The organism is Quyinboa sediminis (genome assembly GCF_042219855.1).
In the GTDB taxonomy this organism is placed as follows: Bacteria; Bacteroidota; Bacteroidia; order Bacteroidales; family UBA5342; genus JBHJHP01.
The window spans coordinates 980,474-999,840 of record NZ_JBHJHP010000001.1 but is presented as its reverse complement, the minus strand read 5'-3'; the positions used below and the strand labels follow the sequence as shown (position 1 = coordinate 999,840).

Annotated in this window: 15 protein-coding genes and 1 tRNA gene; 7 read left to right on the top strand and 9 right to left on the bottom strand. The window is 40.6% G+C overall.

Annotated elements, in window-relative coordinates:
• Nucleotides 1–32: 32 nt before the first annotated feature.
• Genes ACE1EF_RS04185 through ACE1EF_RS04175 form a run of 3 tightly spaced genes read left to right on the top strand, consistent with a single transcriptional unit; the run spans nt 33 to nt 2,245 of the window.
• Nucleotides 33–518 (top strand): RNA polymerase sigma factor, encoded by a 486-nt coding sequence (locus ACE1EF_RS04185; RefSeq protein WP_375719363.1) that lies wholly within the window; start codon nt 33–35, stop codon nt 516–518.
• Nucleotides 505–960 (top strand): anti-sigma factor family protein, encoded by a 456-nt coding sequence (locus ACE1EF_RS04180; RefSeq protein WP_375719362.1) that lies wholly within the window; start codon nt 505–507, stop codon nt 958–960. Before ACE1EF_RS04185 ends, ACE1EF_RS04180 begins: the two co-directional genes overlap by 14 nt.
• A 10-nt stretch (nt 961–970) precedes the next feature.
• Complete coding sequence (locus ACE1EF_RS04175) at nt 971–2,245, top strand: hypothetical protein (protein ID WP_375719361.1); 1,275 nt, start codon at nt 971–973, stop codon at nt 2,243–2,245.
• Between the two features lie 85 nt (nt 2,246–2,330).
• On the opposite strand, the gene ACE1EF_RS04170 is transcribed toward ACE1EF_RS04175, so the two are convergent.
• On the bottom strand, nt 2,331–2,768 hold the full coding sequence (locus tag ACE1EF_RS04170) for a hypothetical protein (protein WP_375719360.1): 438 nt from the start codon (nt 2,766–2,768) through the stop codon (nt 2,331–2,333).
• 201 nt (nt 2,769–2,969) lie between these two features.
• Here ACE1EF_RS04170 and ACE1EF_RS04165 point away from each other — a divergent pair, with 201 nt between their 5' ends.
• Nucleotides 2,970–3,164 carry a hypothetical protein gene (locus ACE1EF_RS04165; RefSeq protein ID WP_375719359.1) on the top strand — a complete coding sequence of 65 codons (195 nt, stop codon included), beginning with the start codon at nt 2,970–2,972 and terminating at the stop codon, nt 3,162–3,164.
• 402 nt (nt 3,165–3,566) lie between these two features.
• Here ACE1EF_RS04165 and mfd read toward each other — a convergent pair whose 3' ends face one another.
• The 6 genes from mfd to ACE1EF_RS04135 form a co-directional block, all read right to left on the bottom strand.
• On the bottom strand, nt 3,567–6,884 hold the full coding sequence (gene mfd, locus ACE1EF_RS04160) for a transcription-repair coupling factor (RefSeq protein ID WP_375719358.1): 3,318 nt from the start codon (nt 6,882–6,884) through the stop codon (nt 3,567–3,569).
• A gap of 5 nt (nt 6,885–6,889) precedes the next feature.
• Nucleotides 6,890–8,608, bottom strand: a complete 1,719-nt coding sequence (recJ, locus tag ACE1EF_RS04155) for a single-stranded-DNA-specific exonuclease RecJ (protein WP_375719357.1) — start codon at nt 8,606–8,608, stop codon at nt 6,890–6,892.
• Nucleotides 8,609–8,967: 359 nt separating this feature from the next.
• Nucleotides 8,968–9,951, bottom strand: a complete 984-nt coding sequence (locus ACE1EF_RS04150) for a Gfo/Idh/MocA family protein (protein ID WP_375719356.1) — start codon at nt 9,949–9,951, stop codon at nt 8,968–8,970.
• Between the two features lie 213 nt (nt 9,952–10,164).
• Entirely contained in the window at nt 10,165–10,701 is a 537-nt protein-coding gene (locus ACE1EF_RS04145; RefSeq protein WP_375719355.1) for an HDIG domain-containing metalloprotein, read from the bottom strand.
• The gene (locus ACE1EF_RS04140; RefSeq protein ID WP_375719354.1) at nt 10,698–11,717 is read right to left on the bottom strand and encodes an FAD:protein FMN transferase; all 1,020 of its coding nucleotides are present in this window, start codon (nt 11,715–11,717) and stop codon (nt 10,698–10,700) included. Before ACE1EF_RS04140 ends, ACE1EF_RS04145 begins: the two co-directional genes overlap by 4 nt.
• 1 nt (nt 11,718) lies before the next feature.
• A complete protein-coding gene (locus ACE1EF_RS04135; RefSeq protein ID WP_375719353.1) occupies nt 11,719–12,168 on the bottom strand; it encodes a DMT family transporter in 450 nt (149 codons plus the stop codon).
• Nucleotides 12,169–12,309: 141 nt separating this feature from the next.
• Here ACE1EF_RS04135 and mutS point away from each other — a divergent pair, with 141 nt between their 5' ends.
• Both mutS and ACE1EF_RS04125 read left to right on the top strand, forming a co-directional pair.
• Entirely contained in the window at nt 12,310–14,928 is a 2,619-nt protein-coding gene (gene mutS / locus ACE1EF_RS04130; RefSeq protein ID WP_375719352.1) for a DNA mismatch repair protein MutS, read from the top strand.
• Between the two features lie 508 nt (nt 14,929–15,436).
• A tRNA-Leu gene (locus tag ACE1EF_RS04125) sits at nt 15,437–15,522 on the top strand.
• 490 nt (nt 15,523–16,012) lie between these two features.
• On the opposite strand, the gene ACE1EF_RS04120 is transcribed toward ACE1EF_RS04125, so the two are convergent.
• Nucleotides 16,013–18,049 (bottom strand): transketolase family protein, encoded by a 2,037-nt coding sequence (locus ACE1EF_RS04120; RefSeq protein ID WP_375719351.1) that lies wholly within the window; start codon nt 18,047–18,049, stop codon nt 16,013–16,015.
• Between the two features lie 276 nt (nt 18,050–18,325).
• Here ACE1EF_RS04120 and ACE1EF_RS04115 point away from each other — a divergent pair, with 276 nt between their 5' ends.
• Nucleotides 18,326–18,841, top strand: coding sequence for a GNAT family N-acetyltransferase (locus ACE1EF_RS04115; RefSeq protein WP_375719350.1), 516 nt, complete (start codon nt 18,326–18,328; stop codon nt 18,839–18,841).
• Here the strand turns inward: ACE1EF_RS04115 and ACE1EF_RS04110 are convergent, their stop codons facing one another.
• Nucleotides 18,842–19,255 (bottom strand): DUF1761 domain-containing protein, encoded by a 414-nt coding sequence (locus tag ACE1EF_RS04110; protein ID WP_375719349.1) that lies wholly within the window; start codon nt 19,253–19,255, stop codon nt 18,842–18,844.
• Between the last annotated feature and the right edge of the window lie 112 nt (nt 19,256–19,367).

Genomic DNA, 19,367 nt, shown 5'->3' with positions numbered 1-19,367 from the left:
TATTTCAGACATATATGTAAAACAAGGTTCCATTGACCAGTTTTGACACCGTATATAAAGATAATTACCCCGGAATGTATGGTATTGCATTCAGGATGGTAAACGACAGAGATGCTGTCAGTGACATTGTGCAGGAGGTATTTTTATATTTTTTTCAAAAGCAGCAAAACGGTCATGAAATTAACAATATCAAAAGTTGGTTATTCAGGGCTACGATTAATAAATGCATTGATTACTCCAGGCAGTTAAAGAACCGTGTTGATATTGGATATGTTGAAAAACTGAATGTTACAGAAGAACATGTTGACGTTGAACCAGGATATGAAACTGTACACAAAGCGTTGTTGCAGTTAAAACCTAAAGACAGGGCTTTAGTATTGCTTTATAGCGAAGGTTTATCATACCGGGAAATATCGGAGGTTTCCGGTATAAAAGTGACATCCGTGGGAAAAACATTATCCCGGATTCTTCAAAAGCTTAATGAACGACTTAAAAAAATGAACTATGAAGTGTCTTAATGAAGAGCAGATACAACAATATATTGACGGTGAATTTTCAGAACAGCAGATTCAGCAGATCAAAGGACATGTTTCTGAATGTGATAGTTGTGCTGAAAAAGTTATACACCAAAAAAATATTGCTATTGGAATTAAACAGTTGTTAAGTCGTATGCCAAACAGTTTAAACGAGGTTCCTGAATTCCAATACTCTGAACGTTCCGTTAAAAACTATCGTCCTGGTTTTAAAAGAACACTATATATTGTTTCCGCTGCTGCAGTCATTATTTTTGTTTTACTTTTTACACCGAATCGTTCTGTAAAAACTGATGATGAAATGCTCTATTTGCCCATAAGGAATGATATGTATGATGCAAACCGTTCAATAATGCAACAGGATTTGACTATTACGATTGTAGATCCTGAGGGAAATATTTCACAATTAGATGTAAATAACTTGTAAATTAAATAATATGAAAAGGGCTGGACTAATCTTTATTTTAATGATTGCCATTCAACTTATTTCGGCACAATCATTACTTGAAAGGTACAAATCAGGTACAGTGAAACTGATTCCTGACAAAACTTATGCACAACATAATGACTGGAATAAGGTATTCGCTTCTTATAATGATTCGATTTATGGTCAACCGGCTGGTTTGCTTAAATCACTGGTTATGATGCCGGACGGGTCTGTTGTCGTCAATAACCCAAATCAGAATTTTTATACAAAGTTTGACGACAAAGGAAATTTTGTCAATGAATTTGGCATAGTAAATAAAAGTGGTAAAACGTTTAATAAAATTAAAGATATCCAGGGCGTTATGAACGGTAGTGAATTTTTCGCCGGACTTGATAATATGGGGAATATGTACTGTTTTGATTTTGACGGAAATTATATAAAAACATTGAAACTGGATTATATGACCCGACAAATGATTCCCCTTGGTGAAAATAAATTTGCTGTGGTTGGCTGGGTTATCTGGAAAAACAGGTATCGGGATTTTGTTGCTATTGTTGACTATAATACAAATGAGCAGAAAGTGGTCTGGGAACATTTTACTGACCGGTGTGATTCTGAGCATTGTGACCTGTTCAACTATAGTTATAAATTTAAGGAAAGGGGAATGATATCACTTAATACCATGCCATTTTCAAAGTCTAATGGTTTAAAGGCTTCTCCTCAAATTGAATCAACTAAAGGTAAATTAATAATTGCAGATCCCGTTAATGCTGAAATATCCGTTTACGATTTCAGTGGTAATTTTATAACTAAAGACAAAATATCCTGGGGCAGGAATTATATCACAGTTGAGGATCAGAAAAAAATACAGCAAAAAGCTATTGAAAAATATAAAAGTCTTGAGAATCCGCAGTTAGCCGGCTGGGTCTCAAAAGAGGAAAATAGTAAAGCTCTTAAAAGTATAATTGGTATGATGGAAGATGATCTGAATAAAATTAAAGATCCGATTCAGATTCCTGTCTTTTCAAACATAATTAAAGATTCAGATGGAAATTTGTTGTTTTTCGAATTTCCTAAAGAAGAAGGAGAAAACAAATTCAATGTATGGATCTATAAGAATAATGGCCAATTTGTGTGCCAGAGTAGTATTGAGTGTGATGATTATGACCTGTCCATAATGCCATCGAAAATGGTTTTCCGGGATGGCTATATCTATGGATTACAAAGATTGAAAAATGCCACTGGAGTACCTTTGAGACTGGTTAGGTTCAAGGTATCTAATTAATTCATAAATAAATTGTTTGAAATCAACTAAAAAGACGTCTTTCCAAGGCGTCTTTTTCTTGTATCCGGATTTAAAGAGAGTACCTTTACTGTATTATCCCTACTACAACATATATCTCATAGCTTAGTGTTCTCAGTTTTGATAGGTCACCACTGTCATCAGCCAGATCGTTAGCCTTCTCCCATGATAATTTCCCTGATTTTGCTTCTTCCGGATGATTGACAGGTACAGCGATGAATTCAATGGGTTGCTCTTTATAAAGGTTAAAGGTGGTTGTTATGGATGTTTTACCTCCTGTCCCTGTCGTTCCGGTTTCCTGAAACCGTTCTCCTCCGGCTTTAATTAAGGTCATATCTATGGGTTCTGCTGCAACAGGATTGTCGAGTTCATATACACCATCTATAATTTTAACTACAGATACGGTTCCGGTAATGGTTACCTGGATATAGTTGAATGATTCTTCTGTTTCCCCGCAGCTTAACAGGAGTATTGCGGTAAAAAATACAAGTGTTATTTTTTGCATGATGTGAGATGTTGAGGTTGACAATCAGAAAGTTACAAAATATTGTCTAATAAGTCAACGATTGTTGTCATCCTGCCATATTTTGGGTCATCTGTTATGTAATGTTAATGTCACTGAAACTTCATTTAATTTCAAACAGAAATAGGGTAAGGGTTTATAAATTTGATGGTGTAAAAGAAAGACCTTTTAAAACGATTGATCATGAGACCTGAAAACATCAATGACAAAATTAATATGTTGCTCGATTACAAAGACCTGTTGACCTTCTACCAGTTGGAAGATGAGATTAAGGACCCGGATGAAAAGCGCTATGTGCTGGACCAGATTGACAGTGATATTGATTTTTACCTTCAACTGACCCTGAACGAAGGCACAAAGCTACCGCTGCTTAATTAATTACGAACTACGAATGTGGAATTGGGAATTACCGGTTCCATCATAAAGACAAAACACGATTACGATTTAAAGTTATCTGTAATAATCAAGCCTCGTAGAGGCGAAAGTATGTTCGACTAAGAAGATCATAATTAAAACAGAGGGCCGTATGTCTGGAAAGATATTTAATTTCTTGCATTAATCTACCATGACCAATGGCATACAAGAATAACAACCGGAAATTGCTTTGTTCTGCGCGGCCATGCTTTACATTTCATACACATTTTTCTACCATACTGACACTCCTTCGGAGCTATCGGGACCGGGGAAATATTCGGCTTAATCAGCGCTAATCAGCGAGAACACTGAATTTATCTGAACAGGGAAGATAACCGATCAATCCGAATTATACATTGTTCACTATTAATTATTCATTGATTGTATTATTGGCGAAAGAACTTTCAATGCCGTATCTATACTTTTAACTTCCGGAAATACCAATGAAAGGCGCTCGTTTTTTTCTTTCATCTTACATGATTTTGGATGAGCCTGCAAATATTTCAACAGGCCGGTAAATGCATCGCTTTTGTAATAGGGATCTTCCTGATCAGGAATGAAATAGGCCAGCATCTTGCCGGTTCGTAGCACCAGTTTTTCTATGCCCAGTTTTTGCGCCATCCAACGCAAGCGTACTACATTGATGAGTTGTAATACTTCCTCAGGAAATTTCCCGAAGCGGTCTTCCACTTCTTTTTCAAATTTGCCAAGCTCTTCTTCGGTATTGATGTTATCGAGCCGGCGGTACAGGCTGATGCGTTCCGCAGTATTGTCAATGTATTCAGTCGGAAACTGCAGAGCCATGTCTGTTTCCACCTGGCAATCTGTAAAGAATCCACTGGTAAACTGTTCCGTTTGCCGGTTGGCAAAGAGGTCGCTGAACTCTTCAGTCGCCAGTTCACGGATGGCCTCATTCAGGATTTTGTGATAGGTCTCCAATCCAATGTTTTCAATAAACCCACTCTGTTCTGCACCCAACAGGTTTCCGGCACCACGAATGTCAAGATCCTGGAGGGCAATCTGGAATCCACTTCCCAGTTCCGAAAAGTTCTCAATGGCCTCCAGTCTGCGCCTTGCTTCCTGTGGCAATGTAGTAACGGGTGGAGCCAGGATATAGGCAAACGCTTTTTTATTAGCGCGCCCGACTCTTCCGCGTAGCTGATGCAGATCACTGAGGCCGTAATTCTGGGCATCGTTGATAATAATGGTATTGGCATTCGGAATATCCAGACCTGATTCAATGATGGTGGTCGCAATCAAAACGTCATATTCACCGGCTATAAAATCCAGCATTACCCTTTCCAGTGTTTTGCCATCCATCTGTCCGTGACCGATAATGGTTCGGGCATCGGGTACAGCTCTCCGGATCATCATCTCAACCTCTTTAATGTTCTGAATGCGGTTATGAATAAAAAACACCTGGCCATCACGGTCCAGTTCATAAGCGATGGCTTCACGTATAATGTCTTCATTAAAGGTGTGAACTTCCGTTAGGATAGGAAAGCGGTTAGGTGGTGGCGTATTGATGATGGACAGATCGCGGGCGCCCATCAATGAAAACTGCAAAGTACGCGGAATCGGAGTAGCCGTCAATGTAAGTGTATCCACATTCACCCGCATTTGTTTGAGTTTTTCTTTTATGGAGACGCCGAATTTCTGCTCCTCATCAATGATTAAAAGGCCGAGATCTTTAAACTGTACATCCTTGCTGGTCAGTCTGTGGGTGCCAATCAGTATATCTACCTTGCCTTCTGAGGTATCTTTCAGTATCTTCTTTATTTCGGCGCTTGTACGAAATCTGGAAATATATTCCACCCTGACCGGAAATTCCCTGAGCCGTTCGTTGAATGTATTGTAGTGCTGAAATGCCAGGATGGTGGTTGGTACCAGCACGGCAACCTGTTTATTATCTGTGGCTGCTTTAAACGCTGCCCGGATTGCTACTTCTGTTTTTCCAAAACCCACATCACCGCAGACGAGCCTGTCCATTGGAATGGACTGCTCCATATCATTTTTTATCGCCTGGGTCGACTTTAACTGATCCGGTGTATCTTCGTATATAAACGAGGCTTCCAGTTCGTTTTGCATAAATGAATCGGGACTGAAAGCGAATCCGCTTTCTTCACGGCGTTTGGCGTACAATTTTATCAGATCGCGGGCAATATCTTTTACACGTGATTTGGTTTTTTGTTTCAGCCGTTGCCAGGCACCGGTTCCCAGCTTATTCACCGAAGGTTGAGACGCATCTTTACTTTTGTATTTTGATATACGGTGGAGAGAGTGGATGCTCACAAACAGCACGTCACTATCACGGTAGCTGATTTTGATCACCTCCTGCATTTTCCCGTTGATCTCTGTCCGGGTCAGCCCATCAAAACGGCCAATACCGTGGTCTGTGTGCACCACGTAATCACCCGGATTCAGCTGGTTGATTTCCTTCAGGGTCAGGCTGGCTTTATTGGTCCGTAGCCTGTCTGATTTTAATTTAAACTTATGATAGCGGTCAAATATCTGGTGATCCGTATAAAAACAGAGTTTCTTCTCATTATCTATAAATCCCTGGTGTACGGTTGGTTTTATGGCTTCAAATTCAATATCTTTTTCCTGATCCTCAAAAATAGCCCGCAGCCGTTCTATCTGTTTGTCGCTGTTGCTGAGAATAAAGATTTTATAACCGTCAGTCTTTTTTTGTTTCAGATCATCGAAAAGCAGATCAAAGTTTTTGTGAAAAAAAGGTTGAGGTGTAAAATTATAGTCTACCTGAATATTATCCTTCCCAAATGGTGAATTACCCAGGATAAAGAGATCAAAACCTTCAAGAGAAGATTTAAAACTTCCGGTGTCAATCACGTTCTCCATTGCTCCCTCAGCTGCATCCCTCGCTTCCTTTACCGATGTTCTGATTTCATCAAGCCTCTGACAAAACACATCAACCTGATTAAACCAAAGTGTGGTTTTTTGTTTGATGAAGTCAAGCAGTGTTATTTTCTTTTGTTGGGATAATCCGCTACGAATATCCGGTACTATGGTCAATTCTTCGCATACGGCAATGGATAGTTGTGTCTCTGTATCAAAAGTTCGGATACTGTCAACCTCATTTCCCCAAAAATCAATGCGGTACGGATTTTCATGGGCGAATGAAAAAATATCAATAATCCCACCGCGTACAGCATACTGTCCCGGTTCATATACAAAGTCCACGCGTTCAAATTGCAGTTCATCCAGTAACTGCTGAATAAAGGATTTGTCAACCTGTTCACCCTTATGTAATTCCAGTGTCTTTTCTTCCAGCTCATCCGGTTTAATCACCGTCTCTATCACTGCTTCGGGATAGGTTACTACGAGAGCCTGGCGTCGGGAGTGCAGTGCTTTCAGTGCTTCTGTTCTCAGGATGATGTCTGCAGCTTCAGTCTGGCCGTAACGTATGGATCGTTTATAAGAGGACGGAAAAAAGAATACAGACTTATCGGTCAGCAAAGCAGTGAGGTCGTTATAAAAATAGGCGGCTTCCTCTTTGTCTTCAATGAAGATAACATGCTGTCCTTTGTGTTCGGAAAACATTCTGGCCACCATTAAGGCCTGAGCCGAACCTGACAGCCCCTTTAGCAGATGAGTCTGTCCGCTCCCTGATTCAAAACGGAAGGGAAGCGTGTCATAAAAGCCGATAATATCCCTGAGTTCCAAGCCTGCTATTTCTCTTTGATATCTTTAATCATCAACTGGATATAGCGATTTCCGTTAAATGAATTTTCTTCAATGGTATAACATATATCCACGGGACGTGATTTCTTCAGATGGTCGTTAAACTGACTCATAGAAAAACCAATACCACCCAGAATAATACCATCTTCAGGATCTGCCAGTTCAACCTTCAGATGGTCAGCATCTTTACCAACCAGTCGTGTTCCTCCGGTATCCCTTACGTTCTCGGTAATAAATACGGGTTTCATATTTTCAGGACCAAATGGTGCAAACTGTGAAAGAATTCTGAAAAACTTGGGCGTGATGCTTGAAAAATTTAAACGAGCATCGATATCAATTTGTGGTATAGTCTGAACCGGTTGAATCTTGGAAGCCACAAAATCTTCAAAACGTTCTTTAAACGCTTCCAGATTCTCTTCTTTCATGGTCAGACCCGCGGCAAACTTATGACCGCCAAAGTTTTCGAGAAGATCCTTGCAGTGTTCTATGGCGTTGTAAATATTAAAACCGGCCACCGAACGTGCTGAACCGGTTATCTTGTCATTTGATTTTGTCAGAATTATGGTCGGGCGGTAGTATCTTTCAATCAACCGTGATGCTACGATACCAATAATGCCCTTGTGCCACTCCGGGTTATAAAGAACAGTGGACTTTTTATTCTGTAGTTCAGTATTGTCTTCAATGTGTTGTAATGCTTCCTCGGTAATGCCTTTATCAAGATCCTTGCGTTCCTGGTTGTATTCATTCAGCTCGAGGCACTTTGCGCGTGCTTCTTCAAGATCGGTGGCTACCAGAAGCTCAACAGCTTCTTTTCCACTGTACATCCTTCCCGAGGCATTAATTCTTGGCCCGATTTTAAAAACAATATCACTGATGGTTATCTCTTTCCGGTCAAGACCTGAAATATCTATGATGGTCTTTAATCCGATGCGCGGATTGCTGTTTAGTTTACGCAGCCCCCAGTATGCAAGAATTCTGTTTTCTCCCGTTATGGGGACAATGTCAGAGGCAATACTTACAACCACCAGGTCCAGATAGCGCCGTACATCTTTACAGTTGATATGGTTGTCAAGGGCAAAAGCCTGCAAAAGTTTGTAGCCAACACCGCAACCTGAAAGATGTTTAAAAGGGTAGGTGCTGTCCGGTCTTTTCGGATCAAGCACTGCAACAGCATCCGGTAAGGTTTCATCAGGTGTATGGTGATCACAAATAATAAAATCAATGCCCTTTTCTTTGGCATATGCCACCTTATCGATAGCCTTAATACCGCAATCCAGTGCTATAATAAGTGATGCACCGGTCTCTTTCGCATAATCTATGCCTTCGTAGGAAATACCATAACCTTCGGTGTAGCGGTCAGGAATGTAGTAATCGAGTGCGGACGTGTAATGCCTTAAAAATGAGTAGATCAACGCCACAGATGAAGTTCCGTCAACATCATAATCTCCGTAAACCAGGATTCTCTCCTTATGCCCCAGGGCCAGATTCAACCGGTCAACTGCAGCTCTCATATCATTCATCAGAAAAGGATCGTGAAGGTTTTCAAGCTGTGGCCTGAAAAATTCCCTAGCCTCTTCAAATGATCTGATTCCCCGTTGTACCAGTAACTGAGCTAATACATTATTGATGTTTAATTGTTTGGATAAATCGTTAATAAATTTTAGTTCTTCATCTGATGGAGTTCGTAAATTCCATCGTTTTTCCATTATATTCTTCTTTTTTTTAGCAAGTCCGGTGGTTGAATCCTTTGTTCAACCGGTAATCTGTATCCTAATCTTCCCCTCAATGGCCTTCTAATCACTTTATATTTAAAGCATTTTGTCAGTTTCAATAAGCAAAATGCCAATTTCAGATTACAATTTGTAAAGATAAAATATAATTAGGTATAGCTGCAATAAAAATGTGTTTTTTAAAAATTATTCAGTTTTAATAAGATACGGGAATGACGTAAAAGTAAAAAGTGAAAAAGGTGAAAAGTAAAATATAGTTTGAGCTTGTTGTAAGTTGTTTTGGTAGAATATAAGATTCTTAATGTTGCAGGACTGAAAATCTATGCTGTTGTCCTTTAATTTTCAAACGGATATTTCAGCCCCCAATCTCTTCGGAAACTGTCCATCAGTTCTGATAATTTTAAAGAATGTTCGTGAGTGATGATATCGCTTTCAATCTTACCGGATTTAATACATGCCATTACATGTTCGGCCTCAAAGGTAAATCCGTTTCCCTGACGTTTGTATTTATAGGTTTTCTTTTTGTTATCCCTGACAGCAGTTATTTTATCCGGGTTCCAGAATAACGGAATCTGAATTTTTCCTTTTGTTCCGTAAACAGCAGCATTACGTTCAGCCTCAACCATAACGCCGGAAGCAAGTGTAGCCACTGCACCGTTTTTAAACTTCAGTAAATACGATGAGGATTCATCTACACCTGTTTTGCCCAGATGCGCTATTGATGTACTGTTTTGAGGAAACGCATTCATCATCAGGACAGCAAAATAGAGGACATAGATTCCGATGTCCAGTAAGGCTCCCCCCGCTAAATCAGGGTTCAGTAAGCGGTGTTCAGGATCATCCGTTTTATAAAAAAAGAAATTGGCATCAATCTGTCTAACATCACCTATCCTGCCTTTTTGAATCAATGTCTGTGCTTTTTTAATAGCTGGGAAAAAGGCCATCCACATGGCTTCCATTAAAAACAGCTTCTTTTCTCTGGCTTTGTTAATCATGGCTGCTGCTTCCCCGGCATTGACTGCCATTGCCTTTTCACATAACACGTTTTTCCCGCTCTCCAGGCAAAGCATGGTGTCGGCAAAGTGTGCATTGTGTGGCGAAGCAACATATACCACATCAACTTCTGTAAAAGCTGCAAATTCATCACGGCTGGCAAAAATGTGTGGGATATTGTATTTTTTTGCAAATTTTTCAGCATTCTCCTGAGTGCGGGACAAAACGGCTGTGATTTCCACATGTTTTAAAAGCTGTAGGTCATGCGCCATTTCGTTGGCAATACGCCCGGTTCCAATGATTGCCCATTTAAATGTTTTAGCCATGTTATTTTATATTTGAGGCTTAAAGTTAGGAAAGTTAAATGAAATTATTAAACCCCTGGGTCCAGATACTTGAGTATTGAATCCTGGGTCTTGTATCTTGTATCTTGGGTCTTGTATCTTGGGTCTTGTATCTTGGGTCTTGTATCTTGGGTCTTGTATCTTATATCTTGTATCTTATATCTTGTATCTTATATCTTGGGTCTTATATCTATTTCATTTAAACATCTCATGCCACTTTAAAAAGATCTCTTTTTTGTCTTCTCCATAGCGGCTTAGATTTTGAAGCACTTCATCCACAGAATGTTCGTATGTCAGATCACCTTTGGAATAAAACTTATCAGCATAGCAAATAATAAGTTCTTCGATGGTTTCAGGAATATACCGCGATGGAGGAATGGGTAGGTTTTGGTTGACCACTTCTTCGCGGGTGAGTCCTGTTCCGGTATGCCGCTCGCAGACCCTTGCGTGAAAAGGGTATCCCTCTTTGCGCAACAGCTCGGCTCCAAGGTGTCCGTGCGCAATATAAGGCCAGTTGCCCTTGCAGCCAATTGATGGCGCATCGGTATAAATTATCCCAATATCGTGCAGCATGGCTGCTGATTCCACAAACTCTCTGTCTGCCAACAATTCCGGGTGATTATCCACTACATTCAGCGCTTTGTTCCTGACCATGGTGCTGTGTACCATCAGCTTTTCAAATGCTTCAGGATTTCCGGCATAATATTTTTTAATGAGTTCCTCAGGATTCATTCTTTTGACAAATATGAATCAAAATTATTGCTGGAGACTGTTTTCAGATCTCCGTTTTCATCACTGTATATAAGGAAAATATCAAGGTTTTTGTTCATTTCAGCAAAGGAGAGGCTTTTTTCAACTCCTGAAACCATACAGGCTGTGGCATAAGCATCGGCTGTCATGCAGTCATCGGCAATTACTGTAGCGCTCAAAAGGTTATGATGCACCGGATATCCGGTAGACGGGTCAATGGTGTGGCTGTATTTAATACCATCTTTTACATAGAAGTTCCGGTAATTGCCGGATGTGGCGATCGCTTTGTTGGTAATATCAATGGTTTGCAGCAGCTCTTCATGCGACACTGAAGGATCATCGATGGGTTTATCTATGCCAATAACCCATTTCCGTCCTTTAGGATTTTTGCCTTTCACCCGGATTTCTCCTCCAATTTCCACCATGTAATCCTTAACATGGTATTTTTCAAGAAGATTTGCAACCATATCCACCGAAAACCCTTTGGCTATAGCACTGGCATCGAGTTTTATTCTGGGGTCATCCTTAGCTATTTTGTGATCCACAAGATGAACCATTTTATAGCCGGTAAAGTCAAGTAAAGAATCAATGATATGTTTGCTCACGGTACTGTCCTCCGATTTTTCATAACCGAATCCCCATTCATTTACAAGTGGTGCAACGGTCATATCAAAGGCTCCATCCGTTTGATCCGAAATTTCTACGGACCGTTTGTATAAAACTTCAAAAAGTGAGTCCGTTGACATTTCTGTATTGCTGTTTATCTTTGATATGGTGGATGTTGGTACAAATGTAGACAGTGAATTGTCGAACTGATGCATCTCCTGCTCCAGGATGCTTTGCAAGTCTTTTTTGTCCGGACTGTTGTAAATAAAGTGATAAATCGTGCCGTGAATATACCCCTGATTCCGGATGTATTCTCCCCTGTTAAAGTTTATAACAAGAAATGCGCCGGCAATTATAATCAGTAGTAGAATGGATAAACGCCTGGTTTTCATGCTATTTTTGAGTTAAAATGATGCCTATGATTAAGAAAATGATACCAAATACCCGGTTCCAGGTTATGGGATGCACATTCAGGTTCAGCAGGCCGAAATGGTCCATTATGGCCGAGATTATAAGCTGACCGACAAGGGCACCGGCCAACACATTGGTGATACCGATTTTAGGGGTCAGCATGACGACCATGGTAACAAAACTTACCCCGATAAATCCTCCAAAATAGTAGTACCAGGGAATCTCCTTAAGTACAGCCATGGATGGGATGGTAACCCTGAACACAAACAGTAACAGGAATATGGACAGGAGCAGTCCGGCTGCAAAGTTGATGAAAGTGGCCTGAAGCGGACTTTTGAGCTGTTGACCAAGAAATGCATTGAGGCTGCTTTGAACCGGGATTAATCCACCCATAATCAGCGCTATACCGGTTAATAAAAGTGTCTTTTGCATGACCGTTTTTTTATGATTCCTGCAAATTTAATGGAATAAAACCAAGAGTACAGTATTTTAAATATTTGTTTAAAACTTTTTACAGGCTTTTCGGCTTCACCGTGGCGATGTCTTATATTTGCATATTCAGAATGTAAGATTATGGCCCAGGGAAAGAAAGCAGTTGAAACACCTTTAATGAAGCAGTATTACCAGATCAAGGATAAGCATCCGGATGCCATACTGTTGTTCAGGGTAGGGGATTTCTATGAAACTTTTTCTGATGATGCCATTAAAACCTCACAGGTTCTGGGAATTACACTGACCCGTAGAGCCAACGGATCTGCTTCTTATGTCGAACTGGCCGGATTTCCGCATCATGCACTGGACACCTATCTGCCCAAGTTGGTCAGAGCCGGTTTGCGTGTAGCGGTATGTGAACAGCTGGAGGACCCGAAAACAACCAAGAATATCGTAAAGCGGGGTATCACAGAACTGGTTACACCGGGTGTTTCTATCAACGATAATATCCTTAACCACAAGGAAAATAATTTTCTGGCCAGCGTTCATATCGAAAAGAATAAAGCCGGAGTGTCGTTTCTGGATATCTCAACGGGAGAGTTTCTTCTGGCTGAAGGCACACTGGAATACATTGATAAACTGCTTAACAGTTTTGCACCAAAGGAGGTCCTGTTTGAGCGCAATAAGAAGCAGCAGTTCAGGGAAGCATTCGGAACTAAACTTTTTACCTACGAACTGGAGGACTGGGTTTTTGAATATTCATCGTCCTATGACAGGCTGATAAAGCATTTTAAGACAAAAAATCTGAAAGGATATGGCGTTGAGCTTTTAAAAACCGGTATAACAGCTGCCGGTGCTGTTTTGCATTATCTAGATATCACGCATCACAGGCAGCTGGGCCATATTACCTCCATTTCACGCATTGAAGAGGAACGTTTTGTCTGGCTGGACCGCTTCACTATCAGAAACCTGGAGCTGTTTCATCCCATAAATGAAGGAGGTGCCGCTTTGGTGGATGTGATGGACCGAACCATTTCCCCCATGGGGTCAAGGTTGTTAAAACGCTGGGTTGCTTTTCCGTTGAAAGATATAAGAGCTATTTCAGAACGGCACGATATAGTGGATCATTTTTTCAAAACACCGGAATTCAAGACTCTACTGGAAGAAAAAATCAACCTGATCGGCGACCTGGAAAGAATCATATCAAAAGCATCTGTATCCCGCATTTCACCGAGGGAAGTGGTGCAGCTAAGAGTAGCCCTTGATGCCATTATACCTGTTAAGGAGGCCTGTGCAGCCACAGATCATACCGGATTACAGCGGCTGGCAGAACAACTTAATCCATGCGATACCATAAGGGAAAGGATCAGGAAAGAGATCAATGATGACCCGCCATCGCTTGTTCAGAAAGGGAATGTAATAAAAACCGGTGTAAATGATGAACTCGATACTTTACGTGATCTGGCATATTCAGGTAAAGATTACCTGGTAAAAATGCAGCAGCGGGAGACTGAGCGGACCGGCATTCCAAGTCTGAAGGTGGCCTTTAACAATGTATTTGGTTACTACATCGAAGTCAGAAATACGCATAAAGATAAGGTGCCGACGGAATGGATCCGAAAGCAGACTTTGGTAAATGCTGAGCGCTATATTACGGAAGAGCTGAAGGAATATGAATCTAAAATTCTTGGCGCAGAAGAGAAAATACAGGATCTTGAGGCAAAATTATATAATCAGCTGGTTTATGATCTTGCAGAGTATGTGGCTCCGATTCAGTTAAATGCCAATCTCATTGCTAAACTGGATTGTCTGCTGTCGTTTGCCCGTGTGGCTAAAGAAAACAAATATGTTCGGCCTGAGGTGAACGATTCTGAAGTAATCGATATCGCAGAAGGACGCCATCCGGTGATTGAAACGCAATTGCCGCTGGGAGAAGAGTATATTTCAAATAATGTTTTGCTGGATAGCAGTTCTCAGCAGATTATCATCATTACCGGTCCTAATATGGCCGGTAAATCGGCATTGCTTCGACAGACAGCTTTGATTGTACTAATGGCCCAGGTTGGGTCTTTTGTTCCGGTTCAGAGTGCAAAAATAGGTGTGGTGGATAAGATTTTTACCCGTGTTGGTGCATCTGATAACATCTCACTCGGAGAATCCACATTTATGGTTGAGATGAACGAGGCTGCAAGTATTTTGAACAATATTTCGGACCGCAGTCTGATTTTGTTTGATGAGCTTGGTCGTGGAACAAGCACTTACGATGGCATCTCTATTGCCTGGTCCATCGTGGAGCATATCCATGAGCATCCAAAGGCAAAGGCTAAAACCTTGTTTGCCACACATTACCACGAGCTGAACGAAATGGAAAAAAGTTTTAAAAGGATCAGAAACTTCAATGTTTCCGTAAAAGAGCTGGATGATAAGATTCTGTTTTTACGTAAACTGGTTCGCGGTGGGAGTGAACACAGTTTCGGTATTCATGTGGCAGCAATGGCCGGAATGCCTAAAAGTGTGGTGAAACGTTCAGAGGATATTCTGAAACAACTGGAGACCGATAACCGTAAATCGGGTATATCGAAACCGGTGGATAAAATAGGGCAGCAACGGGAAGGTTTTCAGATGAGCTTTTTTCAGCTTGATGATCCTGTTTTATCACAAATCAGGGATGAAATTCTGAATACGGATGTAAATAATCTGACGCCGGTTGAGGCATTGAATAAACTCAATGAAATAAAAAAGCTGATTAAGGGGAAATAATTGGCATTTCAATTTTGGAAAAAAAGAAAACACCATTATATTTGCACCGCTCAAATGAGCAGGTTTCATTGAAATAAGTCATCCACAGTTATTGTTGCCCGGATGGCGGTCCCGATAACTATCGGGATGGTAGACGCGCTGAAAGGAACGCCTTTAGCGATATAATTAAAATAGCCATCAAACAATTAAAGATATTGTTGCCCGGATGGCGGTCCCGATAACTATCGGGATGGTAGACGCGCTGAAAGGAACGCCTTTAGCGATATAATTAAAATAGCCATCAAACAATTAAAGATATTGTTGCCCGGATGGCGGTCCCGATAACTATCGGGATGGTAGATGCGCTGAAAGGAACGCTTTTAGCGAAATAATTAAAATAGCCATCAAACAATTAAAGATATTGTTGCCCGGATGGCGGTCCCGATAACTATCGGGATGGTAGATGCGCTGAAAGGAACGCTTTTAGCGAAATAATTAAAATAGCCATCAAAAAATTAAAGATATTGTTGCCCGGATGGCGGAATTGGTAGACGCGCTGGACTTAAAATCCAGTAACCAGTGATGGTTGTGCGGGTTCAAGTCCCGCTCCGGGTACCGTTAAAAGCTTCTCAGTTTTGAGAGGCTTTTTTCGTTTTAATGCAGAGCTTTGTGCTAAAAAAGTGAGAAAATACAGCGTTGATTTGGCCTGAATTTAAACATAAAAAAGCCGTTCCGGGGGAACGGCTGTGCTAACTAACATTAGTGATTGTGTATGAAAAAATCTATTTTAAAATTTTATTTTCCTGTATTAATAATTATTTGTTGTATCCATACATCCTTAAGGAATGTATGAGTATTTTTTCCTGCTCATAAAAGTAATGACAATGCTGACATCTTTATATCACGTTTCCATAATAAACTAACACTTATATCGCTGATTTTATACTTACACGGTAATGACTATCAAAATTTTCTAATCAGACTATGAATTTTTCATAATTCGCATGTAAATTTCCTATTCTATGCTTTAACAGATTGTAAATTGATTTAAATAAAAAAGCCGGTCACAATTTGTGACCGGCTTTTAATACGTTATGATGAATATTTATTTAAGAAAATCCTTTACCTGGTTGTAAACATTTTCTCCTGTAAATCCCAGTTTTTCATCCAGTACTTTGTAAGGAGCTGAAAATCCAAAGGAATTCAACCCAAATACTTTCCCGTTTGCACCGGCCAGTCCTTCAAGGTTAACGGGCAGACCTGCGGTCAAACCAAATACTTTTGCACCTGATGGAATAACCGATTCCTGGTATTCTTTTGACTGATTACGGAAAAGGCCTTCAGATGGCACTGAAACAATGCGGGTTTTGATACCATCCTTATGCAACAGTTCAGCTCCTTCAACCAGCGTTGAAACTTCAGAACCACTGGCGATCAGTACCACATCCGGCGTACCGTCTGAATCTGTAACGATATATGCGCCTTTACCCGCCTGCAATGCTTCCTCATAGCGGCTTGATTTTGCCGGCAGGTCAGTAATATTCTGTCGTGACAGAATTAAGGCAGTAGGAGTGGATCTGTTTTCCATAGCCATTTTCCACGCGACAGTTGTTTCCTGTCCGTCTGCAGGTCTTAAAACCAGCATACTATTGTGTCCGTTATGATTCTGAAGTTTTTCCAACAGTCGGATCTGTGCTTCCTGTTCCACCGGTTCGTGTGTTGGTCCGTCTTCACCTACTCGGAAAGCATCGTGCGTCCAGATATAAGTTACCGGAAGCTCCATGAGTGCTGCCATACGAACGGCTGGTTTCATATAATCAGAAAATACAAAGAAAGTACCACAGGCTGGAATAACACCTCCATGTAATGCAATACCATTCATTAAAGCTGCCATGGTTAATTCGCTTACACCTGCCTGAAGGAATTTACCAGAGAAATCACCTTTTTGCAATGCTTTGGTGTTTTTGAGGAATCCATCGGTTTTATCCGAGTTGGATAAGTCGGCAGAAGCTACCAGCATATTGTCCACTTCTTTAGCCAGTACTGAAAGCACAGCACCTGAAGCACCACGTGTAGCAGTATTTGCTTTCTGTTCGATAGCAGCCCAGTCAATATTTGGAATGTCGCCATTTACAAAAGATTCGAATTTAGCAGCGGCTTCCGGGTTTTCTTTGGCCCAGGCAGCTTTTTCAGCCTTTTTAGCAGCAGCAATTTTCCGTAACTCAGCTTTGCGGGCTTCGTAGAACGATTTTACCTCGTCAAAAACCAGGAATGGATTTTCAGGATCACCACCAAGATTGGCAATGGTCTTCTCAAAAGATGCGCCAGCTCCGCTTAATGGCATACCATGTGTGGAAGTTTGTCTTTCAAAGTTAGTACCCTGTTCTGTTACGGCACCCTTACCCATGATGGTTTTACCAATAATTATGGTTGGCTTATCTGTAACCAGTTTCGCCTGCTTCAGTGCATTACGGATGGCATATGTGTCATTTCCAACAATTTCAATGACATTCCAGCCCCATGCTGCATACTTTTGTCCTACTTCTTCACTGGTAACGACATCTGTTTCTGTTGAAAGCTGAATATCATTGGAATCGTAGAACATAATCAGGTTACCTAAGCCAAGATGGCCTGCAATACGGCCGGATCCCTGAGATATTTCTTCCTGTACACCACCATCTGAAATGTAGGTGTAGATGGTGTGGTTCAGCCAGTCACCAAAACGTGCTGCAAGAAATTTTGCTGCAATTGCTGCACCTACAGCATATGTATGTCCTTGTCCTAACGGACCGGACGTGTTCTCTACACCGTGTTTTACATCCACCTCAGGGTGTCCTGGAGTAATGCTTCCCCATTGACGGAAGTTCTGAAGATCTTCCATAGAAAAGTAACCACCCAGGCTTAGAACCGAATATAACATAGGTGACATATGTCCGGGATCGAGGAAAAACCGGTCGCGGTTGAACCAAGACAAATCATCCGGGTCATATTGTAAAAACTCTGTATATAATACATTGATGAAATCAGCACCACCCATTGCACCACCGGGGTGTCCTGAGTTTGCTTTTTCAACCATTGCGGCAGATAAGATTCGGATATTATCCGCTGCTTTCTTCATTAAATCGTTACTGTTTTCTGACATACTATTAATTGGATTATAATTATTTTGCTATTAACGTGTGGGTTCGTGTACAATGTACACTTATTCTTCACAAGGATGCAATATTAATCATTTTCAGTCAAATATAAAAAATGCACTATGCATTTTAATATGGTATTGAACACCAGGTTCAAAATTATTAAAATTTTAGCAGAGGTTTAAATATTCTGTGACTTTATCACCTATTAACATAACGATTCACTATTTTTGGGTCAGAAATAAAAACCGACGTGGTAATAAACCGCCGATTTTTCAGTTATGGGGACAGAACAAAGCTACAATATGCAAAAGGCAGATATAAGTGATTTGCCTGAAATAATGAATCTGGTTGAGGAGGCCAAGAAATTTATGCATTCCATAGGAAATTTTCAATGGGATGGCGATTATCCGCTTTCCAATACATTTGAAAAAGACATTAAAAGCGGATCACTGTATAAAATGAACCTTGGAAATGAGATTGCAGGATTTATCTGTCTGAATCTGGAGCAACCGCCGGAATATTTTTCACCAGACTGGAAAACGCCTCCCAAAAGTCTTGTTATTCACCGTATGGTAATAAACCGCCGGTTTGCAGGAACAGGCCTCGGGGTAAAGATGATGGAGTTTGCAGAAACACTGACTGCCGATTTTGGAGTTAAATCTTTACGTTCTGATACCAATTGTAAAAACAAACCCATGTTGCACATTTTTGAGAAAATGCAGTACCGGTATACCGGAAACATTGTGCTCCGGAAAAAGAAGGATTTGTTTTGCTGTTTCGAAAAATGGCTCTGATTACCAGGCACCCAGGATAATACCCATCACAGCAAAAAAGATGATGAAGTAACCTGCATCAATCAGGAAAAGTTTCAGCGAATGTCTGGCAAATAAATAATTAATTCCCAAAGCAGTCGTAATAAACCCAATGCTTACAATCAGGCCGGTAATTAAACCTTCTGAAATTGTAGCATCAGATCCCAGCAACAATTCCAATAACACTGCACCGATAAATGTTAGTACAAAGGCAGGACCGAATACCAGGGCCATATTTGTATTTTTTAATTCATCAGATGACAGGTTTATTTCCTTTTGCCATGCATTTCCTACAAGGATTGGTGAATACCATACAGCACCGATTGCAAATGCTGCAATGGAGGAAACGACTACAGATAACCAATTGATTTCTCCGAAAGAATTTAACAGTTCCATAACGCAGTTTTTCTTTAAAACATTAAAATTTGTTAAATGGTTTAGTGGGCAGATTAAATTTTAACATTCACAACTGTCATTTAGAATAATTAAGTTGAGTCGGTCAAACATT